The sequence below is a fragment of the Mesorhizobium sp. LNJC405B00 genome, assembly GCF_000502615.1.
In the GTDB taxonomy this organism is placed as follows: domain Bacteria; phylum Pseudomonadota; class Alphaproteobacteria; order Rhizobiales; family Rhizobiaceae; genus Mesorhizobium.
Genome location: NZ_AYWC01000002.1, coordinates 240,336 through 265,705 on the forward strand (window position 1 = coordinate 240,336; position 25,370 = coordinate 265,705).

Annotated in this window: 27 protein-coding genes and 1 tRNA gene; 9 read left to right on the forward strand and 19 right to left on the reverse strand. The window is 63.9% G+C overall.

The genetic code is table 11. The features are described 5' to 3' along the window. Window positions 1–60 precede the first annotated feature (60 nt). Entirely contained in the window at window positions 61–234 is a 174-nt protein-coding gene (locus tag X756_RS1000000167050) for a hypothetical protein (protein ID WP_023728735.1), read from the forward strand. Between the two features lie 315 nt (window positions 235–549). Here the strand turns inward: X756_RS1000000167050 and X756_RS160395 are convergent, their stop codons facing one another. The 3 genes from X756_RS160395 to X756_RS1000000169255 form a co-directional block, all read right to left on the reverse strand. Then, window positions 550–855 (reverse strand): UBP-type zinc finger domain-containing protein, encoded by a 306-nt coding sequence (locus X756_RS160395; protein WP_023672079.1) that lies wholly within the window; start codon window positions 853–855, stop codon window positions 550–552. Further along, a complete protein-coding gene (locus tag X756_RS160390) occupies window positions 855–2,522 on the reverse strand; it encodes an FAD-dependent oxidoreductase (protein WP_023728736.1) in 1,668 nt (555 codons plus the stop codon). Before X756_RS160390 ends, X756_RS160395 begins: the two co-directional genes overlap by 1 nt. 230 nt (window positions 2,523–2,752) lie before the next feature. Continuing rightward, window positions 2,753–5,944 (reverse strand): amino acid permease, encoded by a 3,192-nt coding sequence (locus tag X756_RS1000000169255; protein ID WP_084569837.1) that lies wholly within the window; start codon window positions 5,942–5,944, stop codon window positions 2,753–2,755. Between the two features lie 408 nt (window positions 5,945–6,352). On the opposite strand from X756_RS1000000169255, the gene X756_RS1000000170515 reads away from it, so the two are divergent. Then, window positions 6,353–7,012 carry a hypothetical protein gene (locus X756_RS1000000170515; RefSeq protein ID WP_348529816.1) on the forward strand — a complete coding sequence of 220 codons (660 nt, stop codon included), beginning with the start codon at window positions 6,353–6,355 and terminating at the stop codon, window positions 7,010–7,012. A gap of 45 nt (window positions 7,013–7,057) precedes the next feature. Here the strand turns inward: X756_RS1000000170515 and X756_RS160370 are convergent, their stop codons facing one another. Then, the gene (locus X756_RS160370) at window positions 7,058–7,357 is read right to left on the reverse strand and encodes a DUF1236 domain-containing protein (protein WP_023672073.1); all 300 of its coding nucleotides are present in this window, start codon (window positions 7,355–7,357) and stop codon (window positions 7,058–7,060) included. Window positions 7,358–7,533: 176 nt separating this feature from the next. Here X756_RS160370 and X756_RS1000000167060 point away from each other — a divergent pair, with 176 nt between their 5' ends. The 3 genes from X756_RS1000000167060 to X756_RS160360 all read left to right on the forward strand — a co-directional run bounded on the left by X756_RS1000000167060 (window position 7,534) and on the right by X756_RS160360 (window position 8,696). Further along, window positions 7,534–7,794: a hypothetical protein gene (locus tag X756_RS1000000167060; RefSeq protein ID WP_245264444.1), complete on the forward strand. Its 261-nt coding sequence runs from the start codon at window positions 7,534–7,536 to the stop codon at window positions 7,792–7,794. A gap of 48 nt (window positions 7,795–7,842) precedes the next feature. After that, window positions 7,843–8,151 carry a DUF1236 domain-containing protein gene (locus X756_RS160365; RefSeq protein ID WP_023681217.1) on the forward strand — a complete coding sequence of 103 codons (309 nt, stop codon included), beginning with the start codon at window positions 7,843–7,845 and terminating at the stop codon, window positions 8,149–8,151. A 200-nt stretch (window positions 8,152–8,351) separates the two neighbouring features. After that, window positions 8,352–8,696: a low affinity iron permease family protein gene (locus X756_RS160360; RefSeq protein ID WP_023672069.1), complete on the forward strand. Its 345-nt coding sequence runs from the start codon at window positions 8,352–8,354 to the stop codon at window positions 8,694–8,696. A 101-nt stretch (window positions 8,697–8,797) separates the two neighbouring features. Here the strand turns inward: X756_RS160360 and X756_RS160355 are convergent. The 9 genes from X756_RS160355 to X756_RS160315 form a co-directional block, all read right to left on the reverse strand. Continuing rightward, window positions 8,798–8,882: transfer RNA gene (locus tag X756_RS160355), tRNA-Leu, on the reverse strand. A 299-nt stretch (window positions 8,883–9,181) separates the two neighbouring features. Then, the gene (locus X756_RS160350) at window positions 9,182–9,802 is read right to left on the reverse strand and encodes a 2,3-bisphosphoglycerate-dependent phosphoglycerate mutase (RefSeq protein WP_023728740.1); all 621 of its coding nucleotides are present in this window, start codon (window positions 9,800–9,802) and stop codon (window positions 9,182–9,184) included. A 27-nt stretch (window positions 9,803–9,829) separates the two neighbouring features. Continuing rightward, a complete protein-coding gene (dapB, locus tag X756_RS160345) occupies window positions 9,830–10,651 on the reverse strand; it encodes a 4-hydroxy-tetrahydrodipicolinate reductase (protein ID WP_023728741.1) in 822 nt (273 codons plus the stop codon). Then, window positions 10,648–12,507 (reverse strand): ABC transporter ATP-binding protein, encoded by a 1,860-nt coding sequence (locus X756_RS160340; RefSeq protein WP_023681221.1) that lies wholly within the window; start codon window positions 12,505–12,507, stop codon window positions 10,648–10,650. The genes dapB and X756_RS160340 overlap by 4 nt, the downstream gene beginning before the upstream one ends. Window positions 12,508–12,930: 423 nt before the next feature. Next, the gene (locus X756_RS160335; protein ID WP_023728742.1) at window positions 12,931–13,950 is read right to left on the reverse strand and encodes a glucokinase; all 1,020 of its coding nucleotides are present in this window, start codon (window positions 13,948–13,950) and stop codon (window positions 12,931–12,933) included. A gap of 137 nt (window positions 13,951–14,087) precedes the next feature. Beyond that, window positions 14,088–15,182 carry a penicillin-insensitive murein endopeptidase gene (gene mepA, locus X756_RS160330; RefSeq protein WP_023687564.1) on the reverse strand — a complete coding sequence of 365 codons (1,095 nt, stop codon included), beginning with the start codon at window positions 15,180–15,182 and terminating at the stop codon, window positions 14,088–14,090. A gap of 34 nt (window positions 15,183–15,216) precedes the next feature. Continuing rightward, window positions 15,217–16,146, reverse strand: coding sequence for an SDR family oxidoreductase (locus tag X756_RS160325; RefSeq protein ID WP_023728743.1), 930 nt, complete (start codon window positions 16,144–16,146; stop codon window positions 15,217–15,219). Next, window positions 16,143–17,297, reverse strand: a complete 1,155-nt coding sequence (queG, locus tag X756_RS160320; protein WP_023728744.1) for a tRNA epoxyqueuosine(34) reductase QueG — start codon at window positions 17,295–17,297, stop codon at window positions 16,143–16,145. Before queG ends, X756_RS160325 begins: the two co-directional genes overlap by 4 nt. After that, window positions 17,278–17,970, reverse strand: a complete 693-nt coding sequence (locus X756_RS160315) for a glutathione S-transferase family protein (RefSeq protein WP_023728745.1) — start codon at window positions 17,968–17,970, stop codon at window positions 17,278–17,280. Before X756_RS160315 ends, queG begins: the two co-directional genes overlap by 20 nt. A gap of 168 nt (window positions 17,971–18,138) precedes the next feature. On the opposite strand from X756_RS160315, the gene X756_RS160310 reads away from it, so the two are divergent. Continuing rightward, on the forward strand, window positions 18,139–18,945 hold the full coding sequence (locus X756_RS160310) for an undecaprenyl-diphosphate phosphatase (protein ID WP_023687560.1): 807 nt from the start codon (window positions 18,139–18,141) through the stop codon (window positions 18,943–18,945). Between the two features lie 176 nt (window positions 18,946–19,121). On the opposite strand, the gene X756_RS160305 is transcribed toward X756_RS160310, so the two are convergent. Both X756_RS160305 and rsmI read right to left on the reverse strand, forming a co-directional pair. Beyond that, the gene (locus X756_RS160305) at window positions 19,122–19,499 is read right to left on the reverse strand and encodes a YraN family protein (RefSeq protein WP_023698068.1); all 378 of its coding nucleotides are present in this window, start codon (window positions 19,497–19,499) and stop codon (window positions 19,122–19,124) included. Next, window positions 19,492–20,400 (reverse strand): 16S rRNA (cytidine(1402)-2'-O)-methyltransferase, encoded by a 909-nt coding sequence (gene rsmI / locus X756_RS160300; protein WP_023728746.1) that lies wholly within the window; start codon window positions 20,398–20,400, stop codon window positions 19,492–19,494. The genes X756_RS160305 and rsmI overlap by 8 nt, the downstream gene beginning before the upstream one ends. Before the next feature lie 172 nt (window positions 20,401–20,572). Between rsmI and X756_RS160295 the strand changes: the two genes are divergently transcribed. Next, window positions 20,573–20,758 carry a hypothetical protein gene (locus X756_RS160295; protein WP_023681229.1) on the forward strand — a complete coding sequence of 62 codons (186 nt, stop codon included), beginning with the start codon at window positions 20,573–20,575 and terminating at the stop codon, window positions 20,756–20,758. 7 nt (window positions 20,759–20,765) lie between these two features. Next, window positions 20,766–20,954: a hypothetical protein gene (locus tag X756_RS160290; protein ID WP_023672058.1), complete on the forward strand. Its 189-nt coding sequence runs from the start codon at window positions 20,766–20,768 to the stop codon at window positions 20,952–20,954. 24 nt (window positions 20,955–20,978) lie between these two features. On the opposite strand, the gene hemW is transcribed toward X756_RS160290, so the two are convergent. From hemW to rph, 4 genes are all read right to left on the reverse strand, one after another. Then, window positions 20,979–22,136: a radical SAM family heme chaperone HemW gene (gene hemW / locus X756_RS160285; RefSeq protein ID WP_023710342.1), complete on the reverse strand. Its 1,158-nt coding sequence runs from the start codon at window positions 22,134–22,136 to the stop codon at window positions 20,979–20,981. Then, complete coding sequence (rdgB, locus tag X756_RS160280; RefSeq protein ID WP_023692946.1) at window positions 22,136–22,783, reverse strand: RdgB/HAM1 family non-canonical purine NTP pyrophosphatase; 648 nt, start codon at window positions 22,781–22,783, stop codon at window positions 22,136–22,138. The genes hemW and rdgB overlap by 1 nt, the downstream gene beginning before the upstream one ends. Then, window positions 22,783–23,193, reverse strand: a complete 411-nt coding sequence (locus X756_RS160275; RefSeq protein ID WP_023728747.1) for a VOC family protein — start codon at window positions 23,191–23,193, stop codon at window positions 22,783–22,785. The genes rdgB and X756_RS160275 overlap by 1 nt, the downstream gene beginning before the upstream one ends. Before the next feature lie 190 nt (window positions 23,194–23,383). Continuing rightward, window positions 23,384–24,100 carry a ribonuclease PH gene (gene rph / locus X756_RS160270; protein ID WP_023710344.1) on the reverse strand — a complete coding sequence of 239 codons (717 nt, stop codon included), beginning with the start codon at window positions 24,098–24,100 and terminating at the stop codon, window positions 23,384–23,386. A 148-nt stretch (window positions 24,101–24,248) separates the two neighbouring features. On the opposite strand from rph, the gene hrcA reads away from it, so the two are divergent. Further along, entirely contained in the window at window positions 24,249–25,334 is a 1,086-nt protein-coding gene (hrcA, locus tag X756_RS160265) for a heat-inducible transcriptional repressor HrcA (RefSeq protein WP_023681233.1), read from the forward strand. Window positions 25,335–25,370 lie beyond the last annotated feature (36 nt).

Sequence of the window (25,370 nt, forward strand, 5' to 3'; positions counted from 1 at the left end):
TTTTGCTTAACTCTTCGCCGCTATGTCCCGCCCCGGGGAGGCATGGCGAGAGTGAGTGTGATGGACAACAACCCGGAAAAGCGCAGCGAATGGCGCGCCATTTTTTATGTGCAGGCCCGCGTGGCCATCCTGTTTGTCCCGGTCGTCGCCAGCCTTCTGATCATTGCCGCTCTTGCCGGCAACGACCACAGTTCCGACGCCCTCGACCGCACGGTTACTGGCTCCATAAAATAAACAGGGCTTCTTGTGGAGAAGGACCTAGCCTCCCACAAGGGCGGGGCGATCGCGTAGGACAGCGCCTGCCCCCACTCCGTCCGCTTCGCGGCCACCTCTCCCCCATGTCCATGGGGATGAGGAAACCCAAGCCTTTCAAGGCTGCGAGCTCGGTGGTTGACATTTCCTCTCCCCCACGAATGTGGGGGTAGAGGTGGCTCGGCGAAGCCGAGACGGAGTGGGGGCGCGCCCTATCCGATTGCCCTGACCTTCGGGCGGACGCCATACACGATCGCCTTTGGTGCGATAAGGGCACAGCTGCCAGCCTGGCTCGCCTCAGAAAAACTTCGGGATCGGGCCGTTCTGAGGCGTCACGTCGCCTTCCAGGTCGATGAACGCCTCGTCGACAAAGCACCATGCCCAGCCTTCCGGCGGGTCGTAGCCTTCGATGATCGGGTGCTTTGTGGCGTGGAAATGCTTGGTGGCGTGGCGGTTGGGCGAGTCGTCGCAGCAGCCGACATGGCCGCAGGTGCGGCACAGCCTGAGGTGCACCCACATGGAGCCGCTCTTCAGGCACTCCTCGCAACCGAGCGCGCTCGGCGTCACCGTCTTGATGTCGCGCGTGTGTTTGCATTCATCCATTATGCTCTCCTGGCCAGTTCGGGCGCTGCTGCGTTGGGTCGCGCGAGATAGGCGTGCAAGGCAGCCACCACCTGGGCGCCTTCGCCGACGGCGGCGGCGACCCGCTTGACCGAGCCTGCGCGCACGTCGCCGATGGCGAACACGCCGCTGCGGCTGGTCTCCATCTGGCCCGCCCCTATGTCGGCGCCGGTGCGCACGAAACCCCTGGCGTCGAGCGCGATATCGCACCCAGCCAGCCAATCGGTGTTGGGGTCGGCGCCGATGAACAGGAAGAGATGCTGGATCGGCCGCATCTCGACGCCGCCGGGGTTGCGCCAACGCAACTGGGTGAGATTGCCGCCTTCGCCTTCCAGCGCCTCGATCTCGGTCTCGCCAAGCACCTCGATGTTGGGTTGCGCCTCGATACGCTCGACCAGATAGCGCGACATGGTTTCCCTGAGGCCGCCGCGGCGCGCCAGCATCGTCACCTTGCGCACCTGGCTGGCGAGATAGACCGCCGCCTGCCCCGCCGAATTGCCGGCGCCGACCAGCGCCACTTCTTGCCCTGTGCATAGCCGCGCCTCGATCGGCGAGGCCCAGTAATGCACCGACGTGCCCTCGAACTCGGCCAGCTTGGCGATGTCGAGGCGGCGGTAGCGCGCGCCGCTGGCGATCACCACCGTGCGTGCGCGCAGGCTTTCACCGTCGCCGACGGCGAGCGTGTAGCCCTCGCCTGCTGCACCGAGCAGCTTGGCCTCGTCGGGGATGACTATTTCGACGCCGAATTTCTGCGCCTGGTTGTAGGCGCGCGCCATCAGCGCCATGCCGGAAATGCCGGTGGGGAAACCCAGATAGTTCTCGATACGCGCGGAGGCGCCGGCCTGGCCGCCGAAGGCGCGGCAATCGAGCACGATGGTCGACAGCCCTTCGGATGCCGCATAGACCGCGGCCGCCAGCCCCGCCGGCCCGGCGCCGACAATGGCGACGTCATAGACCATGTCGGGATCGATCGGCCGCAGCAGGCCGATGCAGCGGGCAAGTTCGGTTTCGCCGGGATTGTGCATCAGCTTGCCGTTGGGGCAGAGCACGATCGGCAGATGGTGCGGGTCGACATGAAAATGCTCAATCAGCGTCTTGGCGCACGGGTCGCTGTCGGAATCGAGCGCGCGGTGCGGCTGGCCGCTGCGGCGCAGAAACCCCTGCAGCCGCAGCGTGTCGCCATTGCCGGTCGGACCTACGACGATCGGTCCGCTGCTGCCGCTTTCCAGGAGCCCGACGCGGCGCAGGATCAGCGCCCGCATGATCCGCTCGCCAAGGCTTGCCTCCTGCACCATCAGGTCGCGCAGCCGCTGCGAGGGGATGACGAAGGCCTCGACCGGCTCGGCCGCCTCCGCATTGACCAGCGACGGCCGGCTGGAAAGCTGCGCCAGCTCGCCGATGAAATTGCCCGGACCATGAGTGACGATGGTCTCGCGCCGGCCGGGCCTGACATCCTGGGTGATATCGACCGTGCCCGACAGGATGACGATCAGCCCCGGCGCCACGGTGCCGGCGGTGACGATGTGCTCGCCGGCGGCATAGGAACTCGCCTCGCCGAACCGGCGCATGCGCTCGATATCGGCGTCGCCCAGGATGGGAAACATCTGGTCGCGGCGGGTGACGGTGATCGGCTGGGTGGGTGGGGCCATAGGTGCGAACGTAGCGCCGAGACGGCCGGGTTTGAAGTGGTTTGTTGGAGGACTGGCCGGAAGGGGAGGTGGCTCCCGCGCCAGCTGGTTCGGATGCTTCGCATGGCCCCGCAAGGCAAACAGCGCGCCGACCAGTGCGACCTTTATAAGGGCGAGCCCGAGCAGTACCGTCGGCAGTCCTCGATCACCGGTGTGTTGCAGGAGCAGCGCGCCGACGAACGGCGCCGCGGCTATCGCGTTACGCCAAGCGCCTGGGGTGCGGTGGTATCCTCGGGCTCCCCGAAGGCAGATCCCGGCGAAAGCCCATTCGTCACATCTTTGTAGAGCGCTATCGGATGCGGGCGCCCCACCAGATATCCTTGGATTTCGGGACATCCTTCCTTCATCAGGAAGGCACGCTCGTCCTCTGTTTCGACACCCTCCGCGATGACAGGCAAGGCCAGCGCATTCCCCAGGCTGAGTATCGTGCGAACGATGGCGGCCGATTGGGCATTCGAACCGACACCCGAAACAAAACTGCGATCGATCTTGATCTTGTCGAATGGAAACGCCTGCAACGAGGACAACGAGGCATACCCCGTGCCAAAATCATCCATCGAGACCCTGACGCCCAACGCCTTCAACCTCCGCAAAACCGACAAGGCGGTTGCCCGGTCGCGGATGAGAACCCCTTCCGTGATTTCCAGTTCCAGCCGCCCCGGAGCAAGGCCGGTCTCGTAGAGGATAGAATGAACGAGGCCTACCAGGTCCCCGAAACGGAACTGCACGGGAGAGAGGTTGACGGCGATCTGCAGCGGTGAGGGCCAGGAGGCCGCGTCTCTGCACGCCTGCCTGAGCGTCCATTCACCTATCTCAACGATCGTGCCATCCTGTTCGGCAAGCGAGACAAACGCGTTTGGGGAGATGAGCCCACGCTTTGGATGGTGCCATCGGGCGAGTGCCTCGAAACCAAAGATTTCACCGTCCATCCTGGCTTGCGGCTGATAATGAAGCACAAGTTCGCCATGGCCGACCGCAGAGCGCAAATCTCGCTGCAAGGCGTAGCGCTCTCTTAGCCGCTTATCCATCTCAGGATCGAAGAATTGCACCATTCGACGGCCGTCCGCCTTGGCCCGGTAGAGCGCTGCGTCGGCATTTGCCATCAGCGCCGCTGCATTCTCTCCGTCTTTCGGATAGATCGCCGCCCCGATGCTCACCCCGATCGAAATGTGCTGGCCCCGGATTTCGAATTTGCCTGCCGCCGATTCGAACAGACGGTCCGCAACGTCCTTGGCACTCGCGGACCGGTCATCCATGGCCAGGACAACCGTGAATTCGTCCCCGCCCATGCGCGCGATAAAGGCCTCAGGCGCCGCAGTTTGGAGACGCCGGGAGATGGTGCAAAGCAGATCGTCGCCGGCGGCGTGCCCGAAAACGTCGTTCGCCTCTTTAAAATGGTCAAGGTCGATGCTGAAGACGGCAAAGCTGGCGTGCGTTGCTTTTGCACGCTCGAGCGTCGTGGCCAAGTGTGCTGCAAGCGCGGCTCGGTTCGCCAGGCCGGTAAGCGGATCGTGGTGCGCGAGATGCGCGATTTCCTCGTGCCGTGCCATCAGTTCGCTGCGCGCTACGTTCATGTTCTCGCGCGCGTCGTCCAGGCCGTGGGCGGCTTCCCTCACCTTGTCCTGGAGCAGGTTGAAGCTTTCGGCCATCTCTCCAAGTTCGTCACGAGAGTTTACGGTAACCGGCATGATGTTCACGGAGGCGTGCGCCGCAGCGAGGTCTCCCCGCCCCAGGGCGACCATGGCAAGAGAGAAATCCTTCAGCGTTCCGGATGTCAGACGCTTTGCCGCGTTGCTCACCTCGGTTGCCGAATGGGTGATCATTCCCGGCAAGATCAGGCCAACGCTGATGGTCAGCAGCGCGACAACGACAAAAATGTCCTCCAGCGCGGCGACCAATGAAGTGTCGCCTTGGGGAACGCTGCCGATCGCCAGGAAATAGCCGGCACCGTCAAGCACGAGCACAAAAAGCATGGCTCCGGTAAGCTTCAGGTGAAGCGTATGTGGCAGCAAGGGTAGACCGAGTGCGTATCGATCCTCCATCGTGCGCCAGGCGTAGAGCGCAGCACCCGAATATGCCAAAGCCAGACCGAACAGGACGGTAGGAAGGCCAAATTGCTGAAATCCCAGTATGGCAGTCAACAGCCATATTGCAGCCGCGCCTACGCCAAGGATGATCGTTCCCCTGGGAGCCCGGAAGGGTCGCTCGGCTTCGGGACTGTCACGGCGCAAGAGCCAGACTGCGATGTTTGGCATGCAGATGCTGATCAGGTACGTAAAATTGGCCGCGGCGATCATCCAGAGCGGATACCCGCACAGCATGAAGCCGATTGCCGCAGCAGCTGTGAGCAGCGTTGCCGCCCAGGGACAATCTGTTGAGGTGCGCCTGGCCAGGAAGCTCGGCAGCAGGCCGTCTTCGCTCAGCTGCGCAAGGGTCCGCGCGGCGCCTGCCAATGGCTGCAACGTTCCATGGAACATGTTCAGCATGATGAGCCAGATGGCGGCCGCCTTGCCGAAACTCCCCAACAAGGGCGCAAAGGTAGGCCCGAGAGCTATGGCGAGGTCGGTGCCGAGCGGCTCCGGTCCGAGCACACCCAGCCAGACAACCGGCAGAACCAGGAAATAGACGCCGGCCATTGCGGCGCTGGCCCACATCGCTAGAGGAATGTTGCGGTTGGGATCGATGGTTTCGCCAACATGGCAGGCTGCAGCCTCAAATGCCGGTGCGGCAAACCCGATCAGGTACAGTCCCGCCATCACCGACGTGATGTCGCCGAACAGGCCGGTAAACGGGCTGGTCAGGGCAAAATCCGTCGCCTGCCGCCAGTCGACCGAGCCACTGATGACCGGTACGAGGGATGAGAGAAACGCAAGCGTCGCGGAGGCCGTGGCGATCGGGATCGCCAGTTGGACCACCCACTTGATTCCACACAGGTTGATCGCCGTAAAGAATGCGATAAGCCCGCAGGCGACCGCCTCCACGGGGAGGCCCGGCAGGTACCATTGTTGGATTGCAGACGCTGAAAGAACCGCTGTCAGTCCGCAGGTAGGCACCCAACCCCACCAATAGCAGGTGCCGGTCAGAGCGGAGAGAACGGGACTGTAAGGTCGGAAGGCTTCGGCGCACGCTGCAGAGATACCGCCGACGCGGTTTGGCCACATGAGAACCAACTCGGTCCAAGCCGGCGCGGCGGCCCAGCCTAGAAGCAGACCAACAACGAGCAAAGGAACAGCAGCGCTTCCTTGACCGGGAATATTCCCTTGGCCGACAAAAAGGGCGGCAATCAGAAACAGGCTTTGATTGCTGCCACCCATGGCGAGCGCTGTCGTGCCCATCCATCCCAAGGTTCTCGGGTGCGGTCGTGAAGGCGTGAGGCCCGGCATTCAGAGACATCCATTCGAGTGCGGAGCGCTGTCTGACTGGCGAATGTAACCTGCGGAGATATTTCTGTCGAACGTCGCGCTCCCGAAGTCAAAGTTGGAACTTAGGTGAGACGTATTAAGACTTCGTACCAAATCCGATCCCGCTGATGATCACTGTCAACTTCCGGTGGCTGCGGTTCAATCATGCTGATGCCGGTCCGAATGGCTCGATCTCCTCCGACCCGGGATATCATTTCCAAGTAATCGCCCACTATGGAAGAGAGATCGAATAGTCGCGAATACAGCCTAATATCGCTTATTATCGACAAATCTCGTGATTGCGGAGCGTGACCGCCTTTGACTTCGTACCTCGCCATCGTGGGGGCAGGCACCGAGACTTCACGCCGTGCCTCAAGTTGGAGCTAACTTGTGCGAGCACGCCGCATAGCCGCGCGTTGCAGGGTAAACAGCGCGCCGACCACGCTGGGCGCGGCGGTCGGCCTCGGCGCGCTGGTGGGTCCTTCCCAGGCCGGCGCCCGTACGGTCGAGATGGCGATCGCCCGCTACCATCATCCGATCTGGACCAAACTGGCCTCGGTGACATTTGTGACCATAGGCGTGGCGACGCTCTGGACCGGCCTGCCGGTTCTGCCGGCCGCGCTGATACGGCGCCGGCATCGGCTCGCATGGCCGGGTATCTTCACATGCGGCGACATGGTGTTCTGGACGATGCTTGAGCGCGACGCGACCTCGCCAGCGGGCACGCCTTCGACGCCGGCCCGCAGCAGGAATGTGTTCAGCACCAGAACACTTGGGATCAGCGTTGCGGGCGCCTGCACACGTGAGTACTCCGCCTCACAAGCCTTCCGGCTGGTCCTCGAGGACGAACGACGCTGCAATCAGGTCATCGCCGCTGATGCGGCCGCTGCCGCCAACCATGATGGATGCGACTTTCTGAAAGGTCTTCATGTCGGCCTCTGTTATGCGCGCATCGCGCATTCTCGCCCTGAGAGAACCCAGGCGGGTATGGAGGGCTGGCGATGTCTCGACGTCATCGATCATTTTCGACCATCCTGGAGCGCAATGTGATCCACAGCCCGCCGCCATGGCCGGCGGCGGGCGGCAGCTATTCGATCAGTCGTAGACCTTCACAATTTTCCGGGTGCCGGGGTCGACCAGGACGGTGCGGTTGTCGACCACGACATAGCGGTATTTGACGTTGGGAACTTCGTGCAGCTCGACCGTATCAGGCAAGGCACTGCCGACGTTCAGCTCCACGCCCGGGATCTTCACCGAAGCCAGCGGCTGCTTTTTTACGTATTCGCGGACGACCGTATCCTGCTCCGGTGTGATGACGACATCCTGAGCTGCGGCGGCGCCGACCCCAGCCAAAAGCAACAAGCCTGCAGCGGCACTTGCAAAGTGGATTTTCATGGTTTTCTCCTCGCGTAATCCGGCGACGGCACCACGCCTGTTCGCCGAGGGACCGAACTTGAGATCAGCCAGATTGTTCCTGTGACTTCAGTCCGCGGCGAACCAGACCAAAGTCGGATATCAGCTAAGACCCAAGTCCCGAGGCGGAACGTTCAAGCGGGGCAGGCGTTTCCCAAATGCAACTAAATAAAACAGGAGAGGAACACATGGCCGACGGCCCAACTGTTGTTAATTCTGGTGGTGGGGGCGGCACTGCAATTGCTGTTGTTCTTGCACTTATTGCAGTCGTAGTATTGCTTATTTTTACCGGCGTCATCAATATCCGCGGCAACGGCGGCAAGGATATCAACGTCAAAGTTGAAGCGCCAAAGGTGGAAGCTCCGGCTGCACCCGCAAAGCCTGCGGCACCTGCCCCAGCCCCTGCGAGTGGCGGCTGATCTGCTCGTATCCACGCTTCCGAACTGACCTATGAAAAGGAAATTCCCATGACCAGATATTTCGTCAGCGCCGCCGGCGCCCTCGTCCTTATGGCGGGCATCGGCACCTCGTTTGCCGAGGACGTTATTGTTCTCAAGCCCGAACAACAGACGGTCATTCGCGAATATATCCATAAGCAGAAGCTGGCCTCAGTCAGTTTGCTCGGCGTCGAACTCAACGTCGGCACGGCACTTCCCGACACTGTCGAGCTCCACGCAATCGACGTTCCGGATGTCCGCTACAAGTATACGGTAGTCGGAGATCATGCGGTTCTCGTCGATCCCGACACGCGCAAGGTCGTGCAGATCATCGAGTAACGCGCGAGCCCGCCGCTCCGATCAGGAGCGGCGGGCTGTGGCTGCGCTGTGAAGGCTCTACGGGCAGCCGTTTTCTGAACGGGAGGATGTCTGATGTTTAGCGACAAGGAAACTTGGGTCCTGGAAGCTGCCTTACTCGCAGCAATTCCAATTTGCGTAGCCGTCACCGCACTCGTGGCATTTTTGACCGCGGCCTGGATATGAACCGCTTCCTCTTTGTGATGGGCGACTTTCTATCCCGGCCACCGGGCTTCTATGTCCTTCTTGTAGCCATGCTGCTCTGTACTGCGTTGGTGCCATTCGGCCTGACGAATGTGGTCACCTACGCATTGTCGGTAGCGGCCATCGTGATCACCGGCGTTGTGCTGATCCAGGGTTACCGCGACACGGCCGCCATTCACGCCAAGCTTGATGAGATTATCGTTTCGCTGAATGAGACCAGAAACGATGTCGTCGGCTTGGAGCATGCCGAGCCGGAGGAGATTCGGGAGAAGCTCCAGACACTCGAAGAAGAAGCAATGAAAGCGGTTCGCCCGCCGCATTGACCCTCCGCTGGACTATCTGTCATCCATCAGCAAAAAAGCCCGGGAACCGGGCTTTTTTGCTTCGCGTCTAAATCATTTCGGACTTATCCGAAACGGGAATTTGGTGCCCAGAAGAGGACTCGAACCTCCACTCCTTGCGGAACACGGACCTGAACCGTGCGCGTCTACCAATTCCGCCATCTGGGCTGGTGCGGGCTCATGTAAGCGGGCAAACGATATGTGTCAACGCGCTTTTTCGAGGGCCGCTGCCTGCCGGCTTAGTTTCCCGGGGGTCAGCGCCGCCCCTCACCTGCCTGCCGGCATCCTCTCCCCGTACAGTGACGGGGAGAGGGGCGCTCTCATCGATGATTTTCGCCGGTCACCTGCGTCACAAGAAGAGCGCCGAGGCTGCGGCCAGCCCCTTCTCCCCGTCACTATACCGGGAGAACTGCCCGGCAGGGCAATGAGGGGCAGCGCCGACTTGGCGAATGCGCTGGCCGAAAACCTCACCCCTCCAGCACGTCCTTCGACGCCACAGTGGAATCGGCGTTGAGCTTGTAGATCACCGGCACGCCGGTGCCGAGCTCGAGCTCGACGATCTCCTCGCCGCTCTTGCCGTCCAGCGCCATGATCAGCGCGCGCAGCGAATTGCCATGCGCGGCGACCAGCACGGTGCCGCCTTTCAGAACATGCGACTGCATGTCGTGCAGGTAATAGGGCCAGACGCGGGCGCCGGTGTCCTTCAGGCTTTCGCCGCCGGGCGGCGGCACGTCGTAGGAGCGGCGCCAGATGTGCACCTGCTCCTCGCCCCACTTCTGGCGCGCGTCGTCCTTGTTGAGGCCGGAGAGATCGCCATAGTCGCGCTCGTTCAGCGCCTGGTCGCGGATCGTCTTCAAATCGCTCTGGCCGACCGCGTCGAGAATGTGCTGGCAGGTCTTCTGCGCCCGGATCAGCGCCGAGGTGAAGGCAATGTCGAATTTCAAGCCGCGTGCCTTGAGCTTCTGGCCGGCTTCCTTGGCCTCCTTGTGGCCCTGCTCGGTAAGGTCGACATCGCGCCAGCCGGTGAACAGGTTCTTCAGGTTCCATTCGCTCTGGCCGTGGCGCACGAGCACGAGAGTTCCCGACATGTTTGCTCCTTCAAAATTATGGATAGTTTAGCTCAAGCCGAGCACGTCCCGCATGGAATAAAGTCCGGGCTTCTTGCCGCGCGCCCAGAGCGCGGCCTTGACCGCGCCGCGGGCAAAGATGGCGCGGTCCTCGGCATGGTGCGACAGCGTGATGCGCTCGCCGGTTCCGGCCAGGATGACGCTGTGGTCGCCGACCACCGAGCCGCCGCGCAAGCTGGCAAAGCCGATGGTTCCTGGCTTGCGCACGCCGGTATGGCCGTCGCGTGACCGCACATCGTTGCCGGCAAGGGAAATGCCGCGTCCCGCCGCCGCCGCTCCGCCGAGCAGCAAGGCGGTGCCCGACGGCGCGTCGACCTTGTGCTTGTGATGCATTTCGAGGATCTCGATGTCGAAATCCTCTGGACCGAGCGCGCGCGCGGCCTGCTCGACCAGCACCGCCAGAAGATTGACGCCGAGGCTCATATTGCCGGATTTGACGATCGTCGCGTGGCGCGCCGCGGCCTCGATCCTGGCGTCGTCTTCCGCCGAGCAGCCGGTGGTGCCGATGACATGGGCAATGCGTGCCTGCGCGGCATAGCCTGCGAATTCGACGGTGGCTGCCGGCATGGTGAAATCGAGCACGCCGTCGGCCTTGGCGAACACCGGCAGCGGATCGTCGCCGATCGTCACATTGATGATGCCGATGCCGGCAAGCTCGCCCGCATCCCTGCCGAGATAGGGCGATCCGGTTCGTTCGACCGCGCCGACGACGCGGGCGCCGGGGATCGAATGGATGGCGCGGATCAGCGTCTGGCCCATGCGGCCGGCCGCCCCCACCACCACCAGGCCCATTTCGCCGGATTCGCTCATGCTGTTCTCCCCACCGCCTTCTTGGCGCGGCTGCGCCGGACCGGAGTTTGGACGGGCTTCGAGTCGTCGACAAGCCCCAGTCCGTTCTTGCCTTGAATGCGGTGGAAGCGGGCGTAGACACTGTTTGGATCGGCCATCAGTGCGGCATGGGTGCCTTCCTCGACCAGGCGCCCCTCTTCAAGCACGATAATGTGGTCGGCGTTGACGACCGTCGACAGGCGATGCGCTATCACGATGGTGGTGCGCCCTTCCATCACATGGGTCAGCGCCTCCTGGACGCGCGCCTCGGCCTCGTTGTCGAGCGCCGAGGTCGCTTCGTCGAGCAAAAGGATCGGCGCGTTGCGCACGATCGCCCGCGCAATCGAGACGCGCTGGCGCTGGCCGCCGGAAAGTGTCGAGCCGCCCTCGCCGACGGGCGTGTCGTAGCCCTGCGGCTGCTGACGGATGAACTCGTCGGCCGCCGCCAGCACCGCCGCCCGCTCGATCTCGGCGTCGGTCGCCGAAAGTCGGCCAAAACGGATGTTGTCGCGTATGCTGCCTTCGAACAGATAGGGCGCCTGCGAGACATAGGCGATCGAGCCGCGCAGCGAGTGCTTGGTGACTTTGGAAATGTCCTGGCCATCAATCTCGATCGAACCCTTGTCGACATCGTAGAAGCGCTGCAGCAGCGCCACGAGCGTCGTCTTGCCGGCACCCGAGGCCCCGACCACCGCCGTAACCTTGCCGGCCGCGGCGGTGAAACTCAGGTTCCTGATCACCGGCATGTCGGCGCTGTAGCCGAACGTCACATTGTCGAAGCGAACCTCGCCGGTGGTGATCCTGGCTTCGACCGCGTCGGGCGCATCGCCCTGTTTAGGCTCCAGGTCGAGCAGCTCGTAAATCATCCGGGCGTTGACCAGGGCACGTTCCATACCGACCTGCGTACGAGCCAGGCGCCGTGCCGGATCGTAGGCCATGATCAGCGCGGTGATGAAGGAAAACACAGCGCCTGGTGGTTGTCCGAGCACCAGCGCCCGGTAGCCGGAATAGGCAAGGACGGAGGTAATGGCGAGACCGCCCAAAATCTCGGAAATCGGCGACAGCCGCTCCGCGACCCGGGCGATCTTGTTGTTACGCTGCTCGGCCGTATCGGCCATGATGCCGATCCGGCGCGCCAGCTCGGCTTCCAGGGTGAAGGCCTTGACGATGGCGATGCCTTGCGTGGCCTCCTGTACGGACCCGTTCAGCCGCGAGTTGATCAGCACCGATTCCCGGTTGATGCGCCGCAATCGGCGGGTGATGTAGACGACGGCCCAGATCAGCGGCGGCCCGATCAGCAGCGAGCTGAGCGACAACACCGGATCCTGGTAGATCATGACGCCGACGAGGGCGATCAGCGAGACCGCGTCGCGACTGATGGAGGTCAGCGTCAGCGACAGCAGATCGCGAACGCCGCCGACATTCTCGTTGACCTGTGCCGCCAGCCGACCGGAACGCGTATCGTTGAAGAAGTCGACGCCGAGCTTCATCAGGTGGTCGAAGCTGCGCTTCTGGTAGCGGGCGACCAGATTGTTGCCGATCTTGGCCAACGCGACCGCCTGGCCGTAACCGGCGAAGCCGCGCAGCACGGAGGCGGCCATGAACCCCGCGCAGATCCAGACGATCATGTCGCCGCGTCGTTCGTAGAAGATCTCGTTGATCATCGGGGCCATGATCCACGCCGTGAAGGCGGTGGTGGCGGAAACAATCAGCAGGCAGCCGACGGCAACGACATAGGTCCAGCGATATTCACTACCGTTTTCGGCCAGGATGCGGCGCAGCACCGCAGTGACCTCAGCTGGCTGGACTTTCAGTTTGAGTGGACTTTGAGCGGTCAAATCGCGGGCGCTTCGTGGTTTGCTAGAGCATGATGCCGAAAAGTGTGAAGCGGTTTTCGGACGACATCATGCTCTATCTCTTTGATTTAGAGCCGGATGATTTCAGGTCGATTCGATCNAGTTTGAGTGGACTTTGAGCGGTCAAATCGCGGGCGCTTCGTGGTTTGCTAGAGCATGATGCCGAAAAGTGGGAAGCGGTTTTCGGACGACATCATGCTCTATCTCTTTGATTTAGAGCCGGATGATTTCAGGTCGATTCGATCTGAAATCAACCGGCATCTAGGGATGCCAGGCTGGAATTCGGCCCCCTCTTAGCGCCCCGGCTACGGCTTGCCTATGGCGAAACTTCGTCGCGGCCCGAGGTTGGGGTCACGAAAGCGGCAGCCATTTCCAAGAAAATACCCGTTTTCGGGACGAAATGGATCATGCCCGCCAGCGCCGCCCCGCGGTCTGGACGCCGAACAGCGAAGGGTTGCGGGCATAGGCGGCAAGGCCCAGAAGTGCCGCCAGCGGGTGGGTGATGACATAGACCGGCATCGAGGCCATCAGCGCGCTGTGCGGCGCCTTGTCCTCGAAGGCGGCGCGGAAATTGCCTTCCTTCAGCGCGGGCACGATCTTTTGCGCGATGCCGCCGGTCAAGAACACGCCGCCGCGGCTCATGAACACCAGCGCGAGGTCGCCGGCGGTGCGGCCGAGGCAGGTGACGAACAGCGCCAGCGCTTCCTCGGCGACCGCATCGGTCTTGGCCAGGGCCGCCCCGGTGATTTCGGCCGGCGTGGTGAACGGCGCCGGCTTGCCGTCGGCCTTGGCGACCGCCCGGTAGACATTGACCAGACCGCGCCCGCACAGGATCTGCTCGCCCGAAATGCGGCCGTCCAGCTTTTCGATATGCGGGAACACCTCGAAATCGCGCGGCGTCCGCGGACCGATATCCATATGGCCGCCTTCGCCAGGCACCGGTATCCAGTGGTGGAGGGCATGAACCAACCCGGCGACGCCGAGGCCGGTGCCGGGGCCGAGCACGACGCGTCCGGCATTCTCCTCCGGCGTGCCGCCGCCGATCTTTTCCATATGCTCTTCGCCGAGCGCCACGACGGCCAGCGCCTGCGCCTCGAAATCGTTGAGCACGACGATGTCGCCCAGGCCCAGATTGGCAAACATCTGCTTCGGCTTCACCACCCAGGGACAGTTGGTAAGCGGGATCTCCTCGCCATCGACTGGTCCGGCGATCGCCAGCACTGCCGAATTCGGCCGGACGGACGACCGGTCGAGCACCGCCGCCTGGATCGCCTCGTCTATGGTGGAGAAATTGGCGGTTTGCACGATATGCGGCTCACCGGCTTCCGAATTTGCGTCGATCACGATCGAAAAGCGCGCATTGGTGCCGCCGATGTCGCCGATCAGCACTGGAAACCGCAACGCGGTGTCGTCGTCGCCTGACATGCTCTTGCTCGTCCCCTTTGCGGCGCCGTTGCGACCGTTTCAATCGCCCGGTTTTTCAATCGCCCGGTGTTCAATCGCCCGGTGTTCAATCGATTGACTAGCGCATGGCCCCGGAAAGGGAAAGCGTCAGTTCGCCATCACTGTCCGACGTTTGCCGGCGGCCGTCGCCTTGGCAGGGGAATGCCGATCTCCGGCGTGGCGGTGAAGGCGTTGGCTGCGTTTGGCAAGCCGCCCGCATTGCCCGCAATAGGCGGAGGCGCGTCGGGTTCCGGCGCCCTGGCGGCGATCGGCACGCCGCCGCCGCGATAGGTGACGGCTTCGGCCGAGTCCGCGTCGGGCTGGTCAAGCACGAACTGGCATTGTTTCGGCAGGTTCGCCATCGTCATCAGGTCGCGCGCCTTGGGCGCATCCGGGTTCTTGTTGGGGCGCCACGGCTCCTCGGTAAACCACCAGGCCAGCGGCTTGCCGCAGCCGTCATCGTCGGGCGTCGCTTCCTGTCCCTTGCAGTTGGGCGAACCCGGCTGGCAGCCGATGCGGATGTGGAAATGATAGTCATGGCCCCAGAACGGCCGGATTTTTCTCAGCCAGGTACGGTCGCCGGTGACGGTGTCGCACAGCTTCTTCTTGATGCCTGGATTGACCAGGATGCGCTCGACTTCCGGATAGCTCGCGGCGCGCTTCAACAGCTTGGTATGTATCGGCTTCCACAGCCTGTCCTTCACCAGATGCGTCTTGTCGTCGACCATCAGCGTGGCGCTGATGTTTTCGCGCTCCTGGGTCGTAAGCTTGCGGTCGGGCATCGGCGTCAGCCAGATGTCGGCGTCGAGGCCGATCTGGTGCGAGGCGTGCCCGGTCAGCATCGGGCCGCCGCGCGGCTGCGAAATGTCGCCGATCAGAAGCCCCGGCCAGCCGTCGGCGGCGGCATCGCGCGACAGCTTCTCGATCAGCGCAATCATCGTTGGATGACCCCAGCGCCGGTTGCGCGAGGGACGCATCACCTCCCAGTTCTGGCCGTCCATCGGAATGGCGACGCCGCCGGTGAAGCAGCCCTTTGAATAGAAGCCGAAGGATTGCGCCGCAGCCACCGCCGGCAGCTTCTTGGCGCCGAACAGGTCTTTTGCCCGTGGCTCGGCCGTGATTGCGCCCGCCACCAGCCCGGCCAGCGCCACGATCGCCAGCGCCGCCGTCAGGAACGGCCGTCTGCCGGTCAAGGATCGCATCGAAATCGTCATGAACCCCACTGCAAAAGTCCGCAACACAATCGAATCATATCACCCTCGGGCTCGCGTTTCGATTATCTACCTTCATCGGGCTGCGCGGCTCGCCGTCGCGCCAGCTGCCGTCGGCCCACATCCGATCGAACGCCTCGCGGTAGTCCGGATAGCGGAACCGGTAGCCCGCTGCCTTGATCGCGGCGTTGGCGACGCGCTTGTTCTCGCCATAGAAGGACCGCGCCATGGGCGAAAGTTGGGCGGTCTCGAAAGGAATCTCCGGCGGCGGCTCGACGCCCATCAGCGAAGCGGCATAGGTGACGACATCCTGCGGCGGCGCCGGCTCGTCATCGGTGACGTTGAAAATGCCGCCTCTATTGCCACCGATGAGGTGCCAGAGCGCACCGGCGATGTCGTCGCAATGGATGCGGTTGAACACCTGGTCGGGCTTGACCAGCCGCCTGGCCGTGCCGTTTTCCAGATTGACCAGCGCGTTGCGTCCCGGCCCATAAATGCCGGAAAGCCGCAGGATCGCCACCGGCTTGCCGGTCTCGAGGCCAAGCTGCAGCCAGTCCCGCTCGGCCGCCACTCGCATCGACGAGCGTTTCGACACCGGCCGGCACTCGGCCGTTTCATCGACCCAGGCGCCGTCATAATTGCCATAGACGCCGACGGTCGAGAGATAGCCGATCCAGCGAAGCGCCGGCATCGCCTCGATCGCCTTTCGCGCGGCGAGAAGCACAGGGTCGCCGGCCTCCTCCGGTGCCACGGAGACGATGAGATGGGGGGTCTTTTCCAGCGCATCGCCGATTTCAGGGGTCAGGGCGCCGTCGAACAGCAGCGGCGCGATGCCGACCTGCCGCAGCGCGTCGAATTTTTCCGATGAGCGCGTGGTGCCGAAGATCGTAATCGCCTCCGCATTGGCCCGTGCAAAGGCTTTGCCCGAATAGCCGGCGCCGAAGATAAAAACCTGTTTTTCGCTCATGCATGCGCCTCGATTGGCAATGCGGACAGCCATTCGTCCTGCACTGTAGTGTCGGTTTCGGTTTTCAAGTAGATCGCCGCCTGCCCGTTGAATTCGGCGGCCGTCACCAGCCGCGCCAGCGCCCAGATCGCCGCGCCGCGCACCAGCGGCGAGGCATCGCCAAGCAGATCGCGCACCGGGCCGGCCAGCGAAACATCGCCGGAATTGCCGGCGGCGGTCAGCACATTGCGGACAAAGCGGTCGCGGCCGATGCGCTTGATCGGCGAGCCGGAGAAAAAGGTCCGGAACGCCGTGTCGTCCAGCTGCAACAGTTCCGCCAGCGGCGGTTCGCGCAGTTCATCGCGCGCGGCGAGCTTGGCCTCCGAGGCGGCGCGGGCGAACTTGTTCCACGGGCAGGCGGCGAGACAATCGTCGCAGCCATAGATGCGGTTGCCGATCTTTTCGCGGAATTCTTGCGGGATCGGCCCCTTGTTCTCGATGGTCAGGTAGGAGATGCAGCGCCTGGCATCGAGCCGATAGGGCGCCGGAAAGGCATCGGTCGGGCAGGCGTCGAGACAGGCGCGGCAGGAACCGCAATGGTCTACCTCGGTCGAATCTGGCGTGAGCTCCGCCGTGGTGAAGATGGTGCCGAGAAACAGCCAGGAGCCGTGCTCGCGGCTGACCAGATTGGTGTGCTTGCCTTGCCAGCCGAGCCCGGCGGCCTCAGCCAGCGGCTTTTCCATAACCGGGGCCGTATCGACGAAAACCTTCACGTCGCCGCCGGCCCGCGCGACGATCTTGCCGGCGATCTCCTTCAGCCGGCCCTTCATCACTTCGTGATAGTCGCGGTTTTGCGCATAGACCGAGATCGCGCCGAGATCGCGCCTTGCCTGCAGCGCACGCGGATCGTGGTCGGGGCCGTAATTCATTGCCAGCACGATGATCGAGCGCACCTCGGGCCACAGCGTCGAAGGCTCGCTGCGGCGTTGGAGCGTCTCCGCAATCCAAGCCATCGAACCGTGAAAACCATCGGCGACGAATTCTGCCAATCTGGCCGGCGCCAGCGGGATCGCGTCAGGCGTGGTGACGGCAACCGCATCGAAGCCGGCGCGCCGCGCCTCGGCGTCGATCAGCGCGCGCAGGGTTTGGCTTCTAGAAGTCGAGGTCCGCATAATGCGAAACCGGCGACAGGCCGCGAACCCGGTCGGAGAGCAGCGGCCGGAACGACGGCCGCGATTTCACCCGCGTGTACCATTCGCGCGCCGCGGCATGCTCGCGCCAATCGATCTCGCCGAGATAATCCAGCACCGACAGCGTCGCCGCTGCCGCCAGGTCGGCATAGGTGACCTTGCTGCCGGCCAGCCAATGACGGGTGCCGGCCAGCCAGTTGGTGTACTTCATGTGCTGGCGAATGTTGGCGCGCGCCGCGCGGATCGCCGCCGAATCGGGGGAACCGCCGCCCGCCGTTTCCGGCATCACCGGCTTCAGCACCCGCTCGCGCACCAGATGCCGGGTCACTTCGCCTTCGGCCTTGTTGAGATACCAGTCTGTGAGGCGGCGGATTTCGGCGCGCTGCATAGGGTCTTCCGCAAACAGCCTCTTGTCGCGCTTCAGGACGCCACGTGTCTCGTCGAGATATTCCGCGATCACCATGGCGCCGACGATCGGCACGTCGCCCTCGGCAAGCAGGATCGGCAAGGTGCCGGCCGGGTTCAGCGCCAGAAATTCCTTGCGCCGCGTCCACGGTTTTTCCTCGATCAGCGCCAGCTCCTCGCCATATTCGCCGAAGGCGAGGCGCACGAAGCGGCAGGTGGCGAACATCGGGTGATGGAAAAGCGTCAGCATGATTCCGCGATATTAAGGCGCACTGGCGAATCGCCGTCCGCACCGGTAAGTCTTGGCGGCCCGTCATGCGGCCGTCACGGTGCTGCGACCTATAGGGGGACTTCCGCGCCGTGACAAGCAAGCCATTCGCAAGCCGTTTCCTTCCGTCCCTTGAATGCCGAGGTTGCCATGGATAGCCACACCATCGTCGAAGCCCTGCTGCTCGGCCTGCTGGAGGGGCTGACCGAGTTCATCCCGGTCTCCTCGACCGGCCATATCCTGCTCGCCGGCCATTTCCTCGGCTTCCATTCCACCGGCAAGGCCTTTGAGATCCTGATCCAGCTGGGCGCCATCCTGGCGATCCTCAGCGTCTATTTCCGCCGCCTGTGGCAGATGCTGCTCGACCTGCCGCATGACCGGCTGACGCGGCATTTCGTCATCGGCATCCTGATTGCCTTCCTGCCGGCCGCCATCATCGGCGCGCTGGCGCATGATTTCATCAAAACGGTGCTGTTCGAATCGCCAAGGCTGATCTGCATCATGCTGATCATCGGCGGCGTCGTGCTGTTGGTCGTGGACCGCATGAAGCTGCAGCCGGTCTATCGCGATGTCGAGCGCTTCCCGACAAGGCTTTACCTGCAGATCGGCCTGTTCCAGTGCCTGTCGCTGATCCCCGGCACGTCGCGCTCCGGCTCGACCATCGTCGGCGCGCTGCTGCTGGGCGTCGACAAGCGCGCGGCGGCGGAATTCTCCTTCTTCCTCGCCATCCCGACCATGGTCGGCGCCTTCGCCTTCGATCTGTTCAAGAACCGCAACGTGCTGAGCAGCGCCGACCTGCCGATCATCGCTATCGGCTTCATCGCCGCCTTCCTTACCGCGCTGATCGTCGTCCGCTTCCTGCTCGATTACGTCTCGCGCAACGGCTATTCGCTGTTCGGCTGGTGGCGCCTGGTGGTGGGAGCGGTTGGGTTGGTGGCGCTTTTCATTTGGGGGTGAGCTTTACCCTCCCCCTTGTGGGGGTCCGAAGGACGGGCGAGACCGGCGGCTCGCCCCGGTCAGTCGATCCGCAAAGCGGATCGGGGTGGGGGCGCCACACCCCCGCCCCGTTTCGCCAACGACGCGTCGAGTCGCTTGCTCACCGACCCTCCCCACAAGGGGGAGGGTAAAGGCCGCTAACTCCTCCCAAAAAACGCGTTCTCGACATGCACCGGCCAGCGCCAGGGCAGCACCGCGATCATGTCGAAGCGCATCGACAATCTGCCGTAGTCCGGCTGCCGCGACAGCCAGATGTCGGCGGCGCCCTCGATGCGGCGCTCCGATTCGTGGCCGATCGCCTCCATCGCTTCCATCAGCGTGCGCCGCGCCTTGACCTCGACGAACAGCACCAGGTCGCCGCGCCTGGCGATCAGGTCGATCTCGCCGAAGCGGGTGCGATGCCGGCGGGCGAGGATGCGATAACCTTTCAGCATCAGCGCCGCTGCCGCCAGCCACTCGCCGCGATGGCCGCGCCGATAGGCTTTTTGGCGGCTGGCGGCCGGGCGCTCAGCCACCTTCGCCTTCTCCAACCGCATTCCTGAGTTCCAGCAGCCGGCGGTAGAGCGACTGCTTCTGCCCGCCTGTCATCTTCGCCGCTTCCGCCGCCGCCTTGGACGCCGGCATTTCGGCGGCCAGCGACAGCAGCAGCCGGTCGATGTCGGCGGGTTGGTCGGCCTTGATCTCGGCGGGTCCGACGCAGATGACGATCTCGCCCTTCGGCGTGTCAGCCGCCGCATAGTGGTCGGCCAGCGCCTGCAGCGTTCCCGTCCGCATCTCTTCGAAAGTCTTGGTCAGCTCGCGGCCGATGGCGGCCTTGCGCCCACCACCCAGCGCCTCGACCATCGCAAGCAGCGTATCGGCCAGCCGGCGTGGCGACTCGAAGAAGATCAGCGTTGCCGGCACCGTCTTGAAGGTCTCCAGCCTGGTCAGCCGCTGCCCAGATTTCACCGGCAAAAACCCCGCAAACAGGAAGGCGTCGGACGGCAGGCCCGACGCCGTCAGCGCCGCCAGCGGCGCCGATGGGCCGGGGATCGGCACCACGCGCAGGCCGCGCTCCAGCGCTTCGCCGACCAGCCGGTAGCCTGGGTCGGAGATCAGCGGCGTGCCGGCATCCGAAATCAGCGCCACGCTCTGCCCGGCCTCGAGTGCCGCGATCAGCTTCGGTCCGGCCTCGCCGGCATTGTGTTCATGATAGGCCGTGGTGCGGCGGCGGATGCCGTAGCGGTCGAGCAGCACGCGCGAGACGCGGGTGTCCTCGCAGGCGACGACGTCGGCGGCCGCCAGCGTTTCCAGCGCGCGTAGCGTGATGTCGGAGAGATTGCCTATCGGCGTCGCCACCAGATACAGCGCCGGCGCCAGCGGCCGGACTGCGATCTCGGTCTGCCCGATCACATAGCTGCGTTTCTCGCCGGTCACCGGGTCTCTCCATTTCGCCCTGTTTGGCATGGCGCGCGCCGGGTTGCAAAACTCCCGAACGTCGGGCCAAACCTGACGCCGATGTAACCCGGCGGCCATGTCTTTGCCACAGTGGGGAACGAAAGCGTGGCTGGCGGATTGAATACCTGAGTCTCTTGAGGAGGAGGACAGGATGGACAGCCTGGAATTGCAGGACGTTTTCGAGCCCTACTATGCCGGGCGCAACCGCGTGCCCGCGCCAAAGGGCAAGCGTGCGCTCGCCGAGAGCGACACCGGCCTGACCAGTCGGGCGGCCACCGCCTTGCCGACGAATGTCAGGCTTTCGGACAACAAACCGGACAGCACGACGGAGCACTGACCGTACGATGCCCAATCGTTTCGATATCTTCATCACCCGTCTTGAAACGAAGAGCGCCCGCGAAGGCGCGCCGCCGCATCCGATGAACGACCAGAACAGCGTCCGCCGGGACAAGAGCGACGCCAAGCCGGCCCGGACCGGAGAGGCGCATGCCGAGAAACACCGCGGCAAGCGCCGCTTCAAGCACGACGCTTGACGAAGAGCACGTTTTTCAAAGGCGTTATCGCGCCAAATCCGCCACCACGGCATCGAGCACGATCATGCCGGCTGGCGTGGCGCGTAGCCTGGCATTGCCGATCGGCGCCACCAGCCCCTCATCCTGCAGCACGGTCAGCCGGGCGCTCGACAGGCCACGCCCGGAAAACGCCTCGTAGCGGGAAAGGTCGATGCCTTCGGCCAACCTCAGCCCCATCAGCAGGAACTCGTCGGCCTCTTCGGAGCGCGTCAGGATCTCGCCGCCGGTGACGCCATGGCCCCTGGCCTCCACCAGATTGGCCCAGGTCTCCGGCATCCGCTCGGCGATCGTCACAACACGGTGGCCGTTCTCGATAAAGCGGCCATGCGCGCCCGGTCCGACGCCGACATATTCGCCATACCGCCAATAGGTCAGATTGTGCCGGCTCTCGGCGCCCGGCCTGGCGTGGTTGGAAATCTCATAGGCCGGCAGGCCATGCGCCGCGGTGACCTCCTGAGTCAGCGCATAGAGATCGGCGGCCCGGTCATTGTCGGGAATGGTAAACTTGTGCGCCGCATGCAGCGCATGGAACGGCGTGCCTTCCTCGATGGTCAGCTGGTAGAGCGACAGATGGTCGGCGGCATGGCCGATCGCCTGTTCGAGCTCCGCCTGCCAGTCGTCCAGCGTCTGGCCGGGGCGGGCGTAGATCAGGTCGAAGGAGAGGCGCGGAAAGATTTCGCGTGCCAGCCCGATGGCATGCAGCGCCTCGTCGACATTGTGCAGTCGGCCGAGAAAGCGCAGATCCTTGTCGTTCAACGCCTGCACGCCGAGCGAGACGCGGTTGACGCCGGCGGCGCGGTAGCCGCGAAAGCGCTCGGCCTCGACCGAGGATGGATTGGCCTCCAGCGTCACCTCGATGCCGTCGGGCACCGTCCAGTTCTTCGCCACGGCGTCCAGCACCGCCGCCACCGTCTGCGGCTGCATCAGCGACGGTGTGCCGCCGCCGAGAAAGATACTGGTCACCTCGCGCGCCCCGGTCCGCTCGCGCATGGTCTTCAGCTCGGTCTCGAAGGCGCGGGCAAAGCGCTCCTGGTCGACCGGCTGGTGACGGACATGGCTGTTGAAGTCGCAATACGGGCATTTGGCCGCGCAGAACGGCCAATGGATGTAGACGCCGAAGCCCGGGCTGCGGTCCAGCGACATTAAGCTGAGCCTAACCTGGCGCGGGCGAATTTCTGGAAGGCGCGGGCGCGGTGCGACAGCGCCGTCGGCTGACCGGGCTTCCAGCCGTGTTTTTCCTCAGCGCTCATCTCGCCGAACGTCTTGTCGAAACCGTCGGGCAAAAACACCGGGTCGTAGCCGAAGCCGAGTTCGCCGCGCGGCGGCCACACCAGCGTTCCCTCAGCCTCGCCGCGATAATATTCAGCCTCGCCATTGGGGAAGGCCAGGCAGATGACGGCGACGAACCGCCCCTTGCGCTGCGCTGGCTTGGCGGCGCCGACCTCCTGCAAGGCCACTTCGGTGCGCTGCATGGCCATGCCGAAGTCGCGGCTGCCATCGGGAGCTTCGGCCCAATTGGCGGTGTAGACGCCGGGGGCGCCGTCGAGCGCGTCGACGCACAGGCCCGAATCGTCCGACAGCGCCGGCAGGCCGGTCGCCTTAGCCGCGGCGAAGGCCTTGATGTAGGCGTTTTCCTCGAAGGTGGTGCCGGTCTCCTCCGGTTCCGGCAGGCCGTAGTCCTTGGCCGACTTCGCCTCGAAGCCGAACGGACCCATCAAGTCGGCGAATTCGCGCAGCTTGCCTTCATTGTGGCTGGCAACGACGATCTTCTTTCCATCGAGAGAATGCATCAAAGGCCCCAGATCCCTGGCTCGGCGAATTCGATCGAATTGCCCGAGGGGTCGCGTATGTAGATCGAGCGCCCGCCCTGCGGCCATTCGAATTCGCTTTCGATGGCGATGTTTTTCGCCTCAAGTTGCGCCTTCCACTGTGCGAGTTCATCCGCACTTGCGGCAAAGCAGAGATGGCCCTCGCCGACCGTGCCATGTGGCGGCACTTTCAGCCGCGCATCGGGCGCCGGCGGGATTTTGGTGGCTTCGGCATTGAAGACCAGCAGCACGCCCGGGCCGCAGCGGAAGAAGAGATGGCGGCCGTCGACCTTGCCGAGGAGAGGGAGGCCGAGGACATCGGAGTAGAAGGTCTCGGCAGCCGGCAAATCAGTGACGTAAAGTGCCGATTCCAGAATCGCGGAGGGAGTCACGAGGCACCCCCCTCTGCCCTGCCGGGCATCTCCCCCGCAAGGGGGGAGATTGGCAGTTCCGCTGGCGGCGTCTCAACGTTGATGGTTGGCGAAAACGGTAGCGACCTCTGATCTCCCCCCTTGCGGGGGAGATGGCCGGCAGGCCAGAGGGGTGTGTGAAGGATCGCCGACGTCATCACGTTAAATTCAATCAGGCCACAGCCATCTGCTGCAAGCTCACCAGCCGCTGAATGCCCTTCTTGGCCAACCCCATCAGCTCCGCGAACTGACCTTCCGAGAACGGCTCGCCCTCGGCGGTGCCCTGGATCTCGACGATGCCGCCCTTGCCGGTCATGACGAAATTGGCGTCGGTGCCGGCAGACGAATCCTCGATATAGTCGAGGTCGATGACCGGCTTGCCGTCGTGGATGCCGCAGGAAATTGCCGCGACATGGTCCTTCAGCACCTTGGCAACACTGGCCATCTGCCGCGCTTCCATCCAGCGCAGGCAATCGTAGAGCGCCACCCAGCCGCCGGTGATCGAGGCCGTGCGGGTGCCGCCATCGGCCTGGATGACGTCGCAGTCGACGGTGATCTGCTGTTCGCCCAGTGCCTGCAGGTCGACAACGGCGCGCAAGGAGCGGCCGATCAGCCGCTGGATTTCGAGCGTGCGGCCGCCTTGCTTGCCGGCCGAGGCTTCACGGCGCATGCGCTCGCCGGTCGAACGCGGCAGCATGCCGTATTCGGCCGTCACCCAGCCCTTGCCGGAATTGCGCATCCAGCCTGGCACCTTTTCCTCCAGGCTCGCCGTGCACAACACATGCGTGTCGCCGAATTTCACCAGGCACGAGCCTTCGGCGTGTTTGGAGACGCCGCGCTCGAAGGAGATGGCGCGCATTTCGTCGGCTTGGCGTTTGGAAGGGCGCATCGAGGCCTCTTTCTGTTCTTTTATGGTTGCGTCGGCGGCTTGTAGACGCATGCAGCCCATGGCGCAAAGGAAAAGGCCCCCATACAGACGCCGGGTTGCGCGGGGGCGATGGAAGTCTATATCCTTGAGCCGGAGGTTTTTGGCTCGAATGACCAAGGCAGTCACCGAACCCAGTTTGCTGGCGCCCGCGCTGCAATCGCTCGACATGCGTTCGCGCGACATTTTTAGGCGCATCGTCGAATCCTATTTGAAGGACGGTGAGCCTGTGGGATCGCGCAGCCTGTCGCGCATCCTGCCGTCGTCGCTGTCGCCGGCCACCATCCGCAATGTGATGAGCGACCTCGAACATCTCGGCCTGATCTATGCCCCGCACATCTCGGCCGGGCGCCTGCCGACCCAGACCGGCCTGCGCTTCTTCGTCGATGCCTTCATGGAGCTTGGCGATCTCTCCGACGAGGAACGCCGGGTCATCGAGGCGCAGGTGCGCGCCTCCGGCTCGGGCGCGACGCTGGAACACATGCTGACCGAGGCCAGCCAGATGCTGTCGGGCATGTCGCGCGGCGCCGGCCTGGTGCTCGCCACCAAGAACGAGGTGGCGCTGAAGCACATCGAGTTCATCCAACTCGAGCCGACCAAGGCGCTGGCGGTGATGGTGTCGCAGAATGGCGATGTCGAGAACCGCGTCGTCGACCTGCCGGCCGGCATCACCGTCTCGCAGCTGCACGAGGCCTCCAACTTCCTCAACGCCCATATCAGGGGCCGCACGCTCGCCGAGGCGCGCATCGAGATCGCCCGTATCAAGGACGAGACCCGGGCAGCGCTGGACACGTTGTCGCAGGACCTGGTCGAGAAAGGCCTGGCGGTGTGGGCCGGCGCCGATAGCGGCCTGCCGGCGCGCCTTATCGTGCGCGGCCGCGCCAATTTGCTCGAAAACGTCACCGCCCAGGCCGATATCGAATTGCTGCGCCACCTGTTCGAGGATCTGGAGACGCAGGACGGGCTGATCCAGCTGCTCGACCTCGCCGAGGACGGCCCCGGCGTGCGGATCTTCATCGGCTCGGAAAACAAGCTGTTCTCGCTCTCCGGCTCGTCGCTGGTCGTGGCGCCTTACCGCGACAAGGACGCCCGCGTCGTCGGCGCGCTCGGCGTCATCGGCCCGACCAGGCTGAATTATGCCCGCATCGTGCCTATGGTCGACTACACGGCGCAATTGATTACCCGGATGTTAAGATAATTCCGAAGCCGGGATCACCGTAAAGGAGGGCGCAGA

What these genes read in the sequence shown, in the direction of transcription:
- X756_RS1000000167050 (WP_023728735.1), top strand. Translation starts at nt 61, where the DNA reads ATGGACAACAACCCGGAAAAGCGCAGCGAATGGCGCGCCATTTTTTAT.
- X756_RS160395 (WP_023672079.1), bottom strand. Translation starts at nt 855, where the DNA reads ATGGATGAATGCAAACACACGCGCGACATCAAGACGGTGACGCCGAGC.
- X756_RS160390 (WP_023728736.1), bottom strand. Translation starts at nt 2,522, where the DNA reads ATGGCCCCACCCACCCAGCCGATCACCGTCACCCGCCGCGACCAGATG.
- X756_RS1000000169255 (WP_084569837.1), bottom strand. Translation starts at nt 5,944, where the DNA reads ATGCCGGGCCTCACGCCTTCACGACCGCACCCGAGAACCTTGGGATGG.
- X756_RS160370 (WP_023672073.1), bottom strand. Translation starts at nt 7,357, where the DNA reads ATGAAAATCCACTTTGCAAGTGCCGCTGCAGGCTTGTTGCTTTTGGCT.
- X756_RS1000000167060 (WP_245264444.1), top strand. Translation starts at nt 7,534, where the DNA reads ATGCAACTAAATAAAACAGGAGAGGAACACATGGCCGACGGCCCAACT.
- X756_RS160365 (WP_023681217.1), top strand. Translation starts at nt 7,843, where the DNA reads ATGACCAGATATTTCGTCAGCGCCGCCGGCGCCCTCGTCCTTATGGCG.
- X756_RS160360 (WP_023672069.1), top strand. Translation starts at nt 8,352, where the DNA reads ATGAACCGCTTCCTCTTTGTGATGGGCGACTTTCTATCCCGGCCACCG.
- X756_RS160350 (WP_023728740.1), bottom strand. Translation starts at nt 9,802, where the DNA reads ATGTCGGGAACTCTCGTGCTCGTGCGCCACGGCCAGAGCGAATGGAAC.
- dapB (WP_023728741.1), bottom strand. Translation starts at nt 10,651, where the DNA reads ATGAGCGAATCCGGCGAAATGGGCCTGGTGGTGGTGGGGGCGGCCGGC.
- X756_RS160335 (WP_023728742.1), bottom strand. Translation starts at nt 13,950, where the DNA reads ATGTCAGGCGACGACGACACCGCGTTGCGGTTTCCAGTGCTGATCGGC.
- mepA (WP_023687564.1), bottom strand. Translation starts at nt 15,182, where the DNA reads ATGACGATTTCGATGCGATCCTTGACCGGCAGACGGCCGTTCCTGACG.
- X756_RS160325 (WP_023728743.1), bottom strand. Translation starts at nt 16,146, where the DNA reads ATGAGCGAAAAACAGGTTTTTATCTTCGGCGCCGGCTATTCGGGCAAA.
- queG (WP_023728744.1), bottom strand. Translation starts at nt 17,297, where the DNA reads ATGCGGACCTCGACTTCTAGAAGCCAAACCCTGCGCGCGCTGATCGAC.
- X756_RS160315 (WP_023728745.1), bottom strand. Translation starts at nt 17,970, where the DNA reads ATGCTGACGCTTTTCCATCACCCGATGTTCGCCACCTGCCGCTTCGTG.
- X756_RS160310 (WP_023687560.1), top strand. Translation starts at nt 18,139, where the DNA reads ATGGATAGCCACACCATCGTCGAAGCCCTGCTGCTCGGCCTGCTGGAG.
- X756_RS160295 (WP_023681229.1), top strand. Translation starts at nt 20,573, where the DNA reads ATGGACAGCCTGGAATTGCAGGACGTTTTCGAGCCCTACTATGCCGGG.
- X756_RS160290 (WP_023672058.1), top strand. Translation starts at nt 20,766, where the DNA reads ATGCCCAATCGTTTCGATATCTTCATCACCCGTCTTGAAACGAAGAGC.
- hemW (WP_023710342.1), bottom strand. Translation starts at nt 22,136, where the DNA reads ATGTCGCTGGACCGCAGCCCGGGCTTCGGCGTCTACATCCATTGGCCG.
- rdgB (WP_023692946.1), bottom strand. Translation starts at nt 22,783, where the DNA reads ATGCATTCTCTCGATGGAAAGAAGATCGTCGTTGCCAGCCACAATGAA.
- rph (WP_023710344.1), bottom strand. Translation starts at nt 24,100, where the DNA reads ATGCGCCCTTCCAAACGCCAAGCCGACGAAATGCGCGCCATCTCCTTC.
- hrcA (WP_023681233.1), top strand. Translation starts at nt 24,249, where the DNA reads ATGACCAAGGCAGTCACCGAACCCAGTTTGCTGGCGCCCGCGCTGCAA.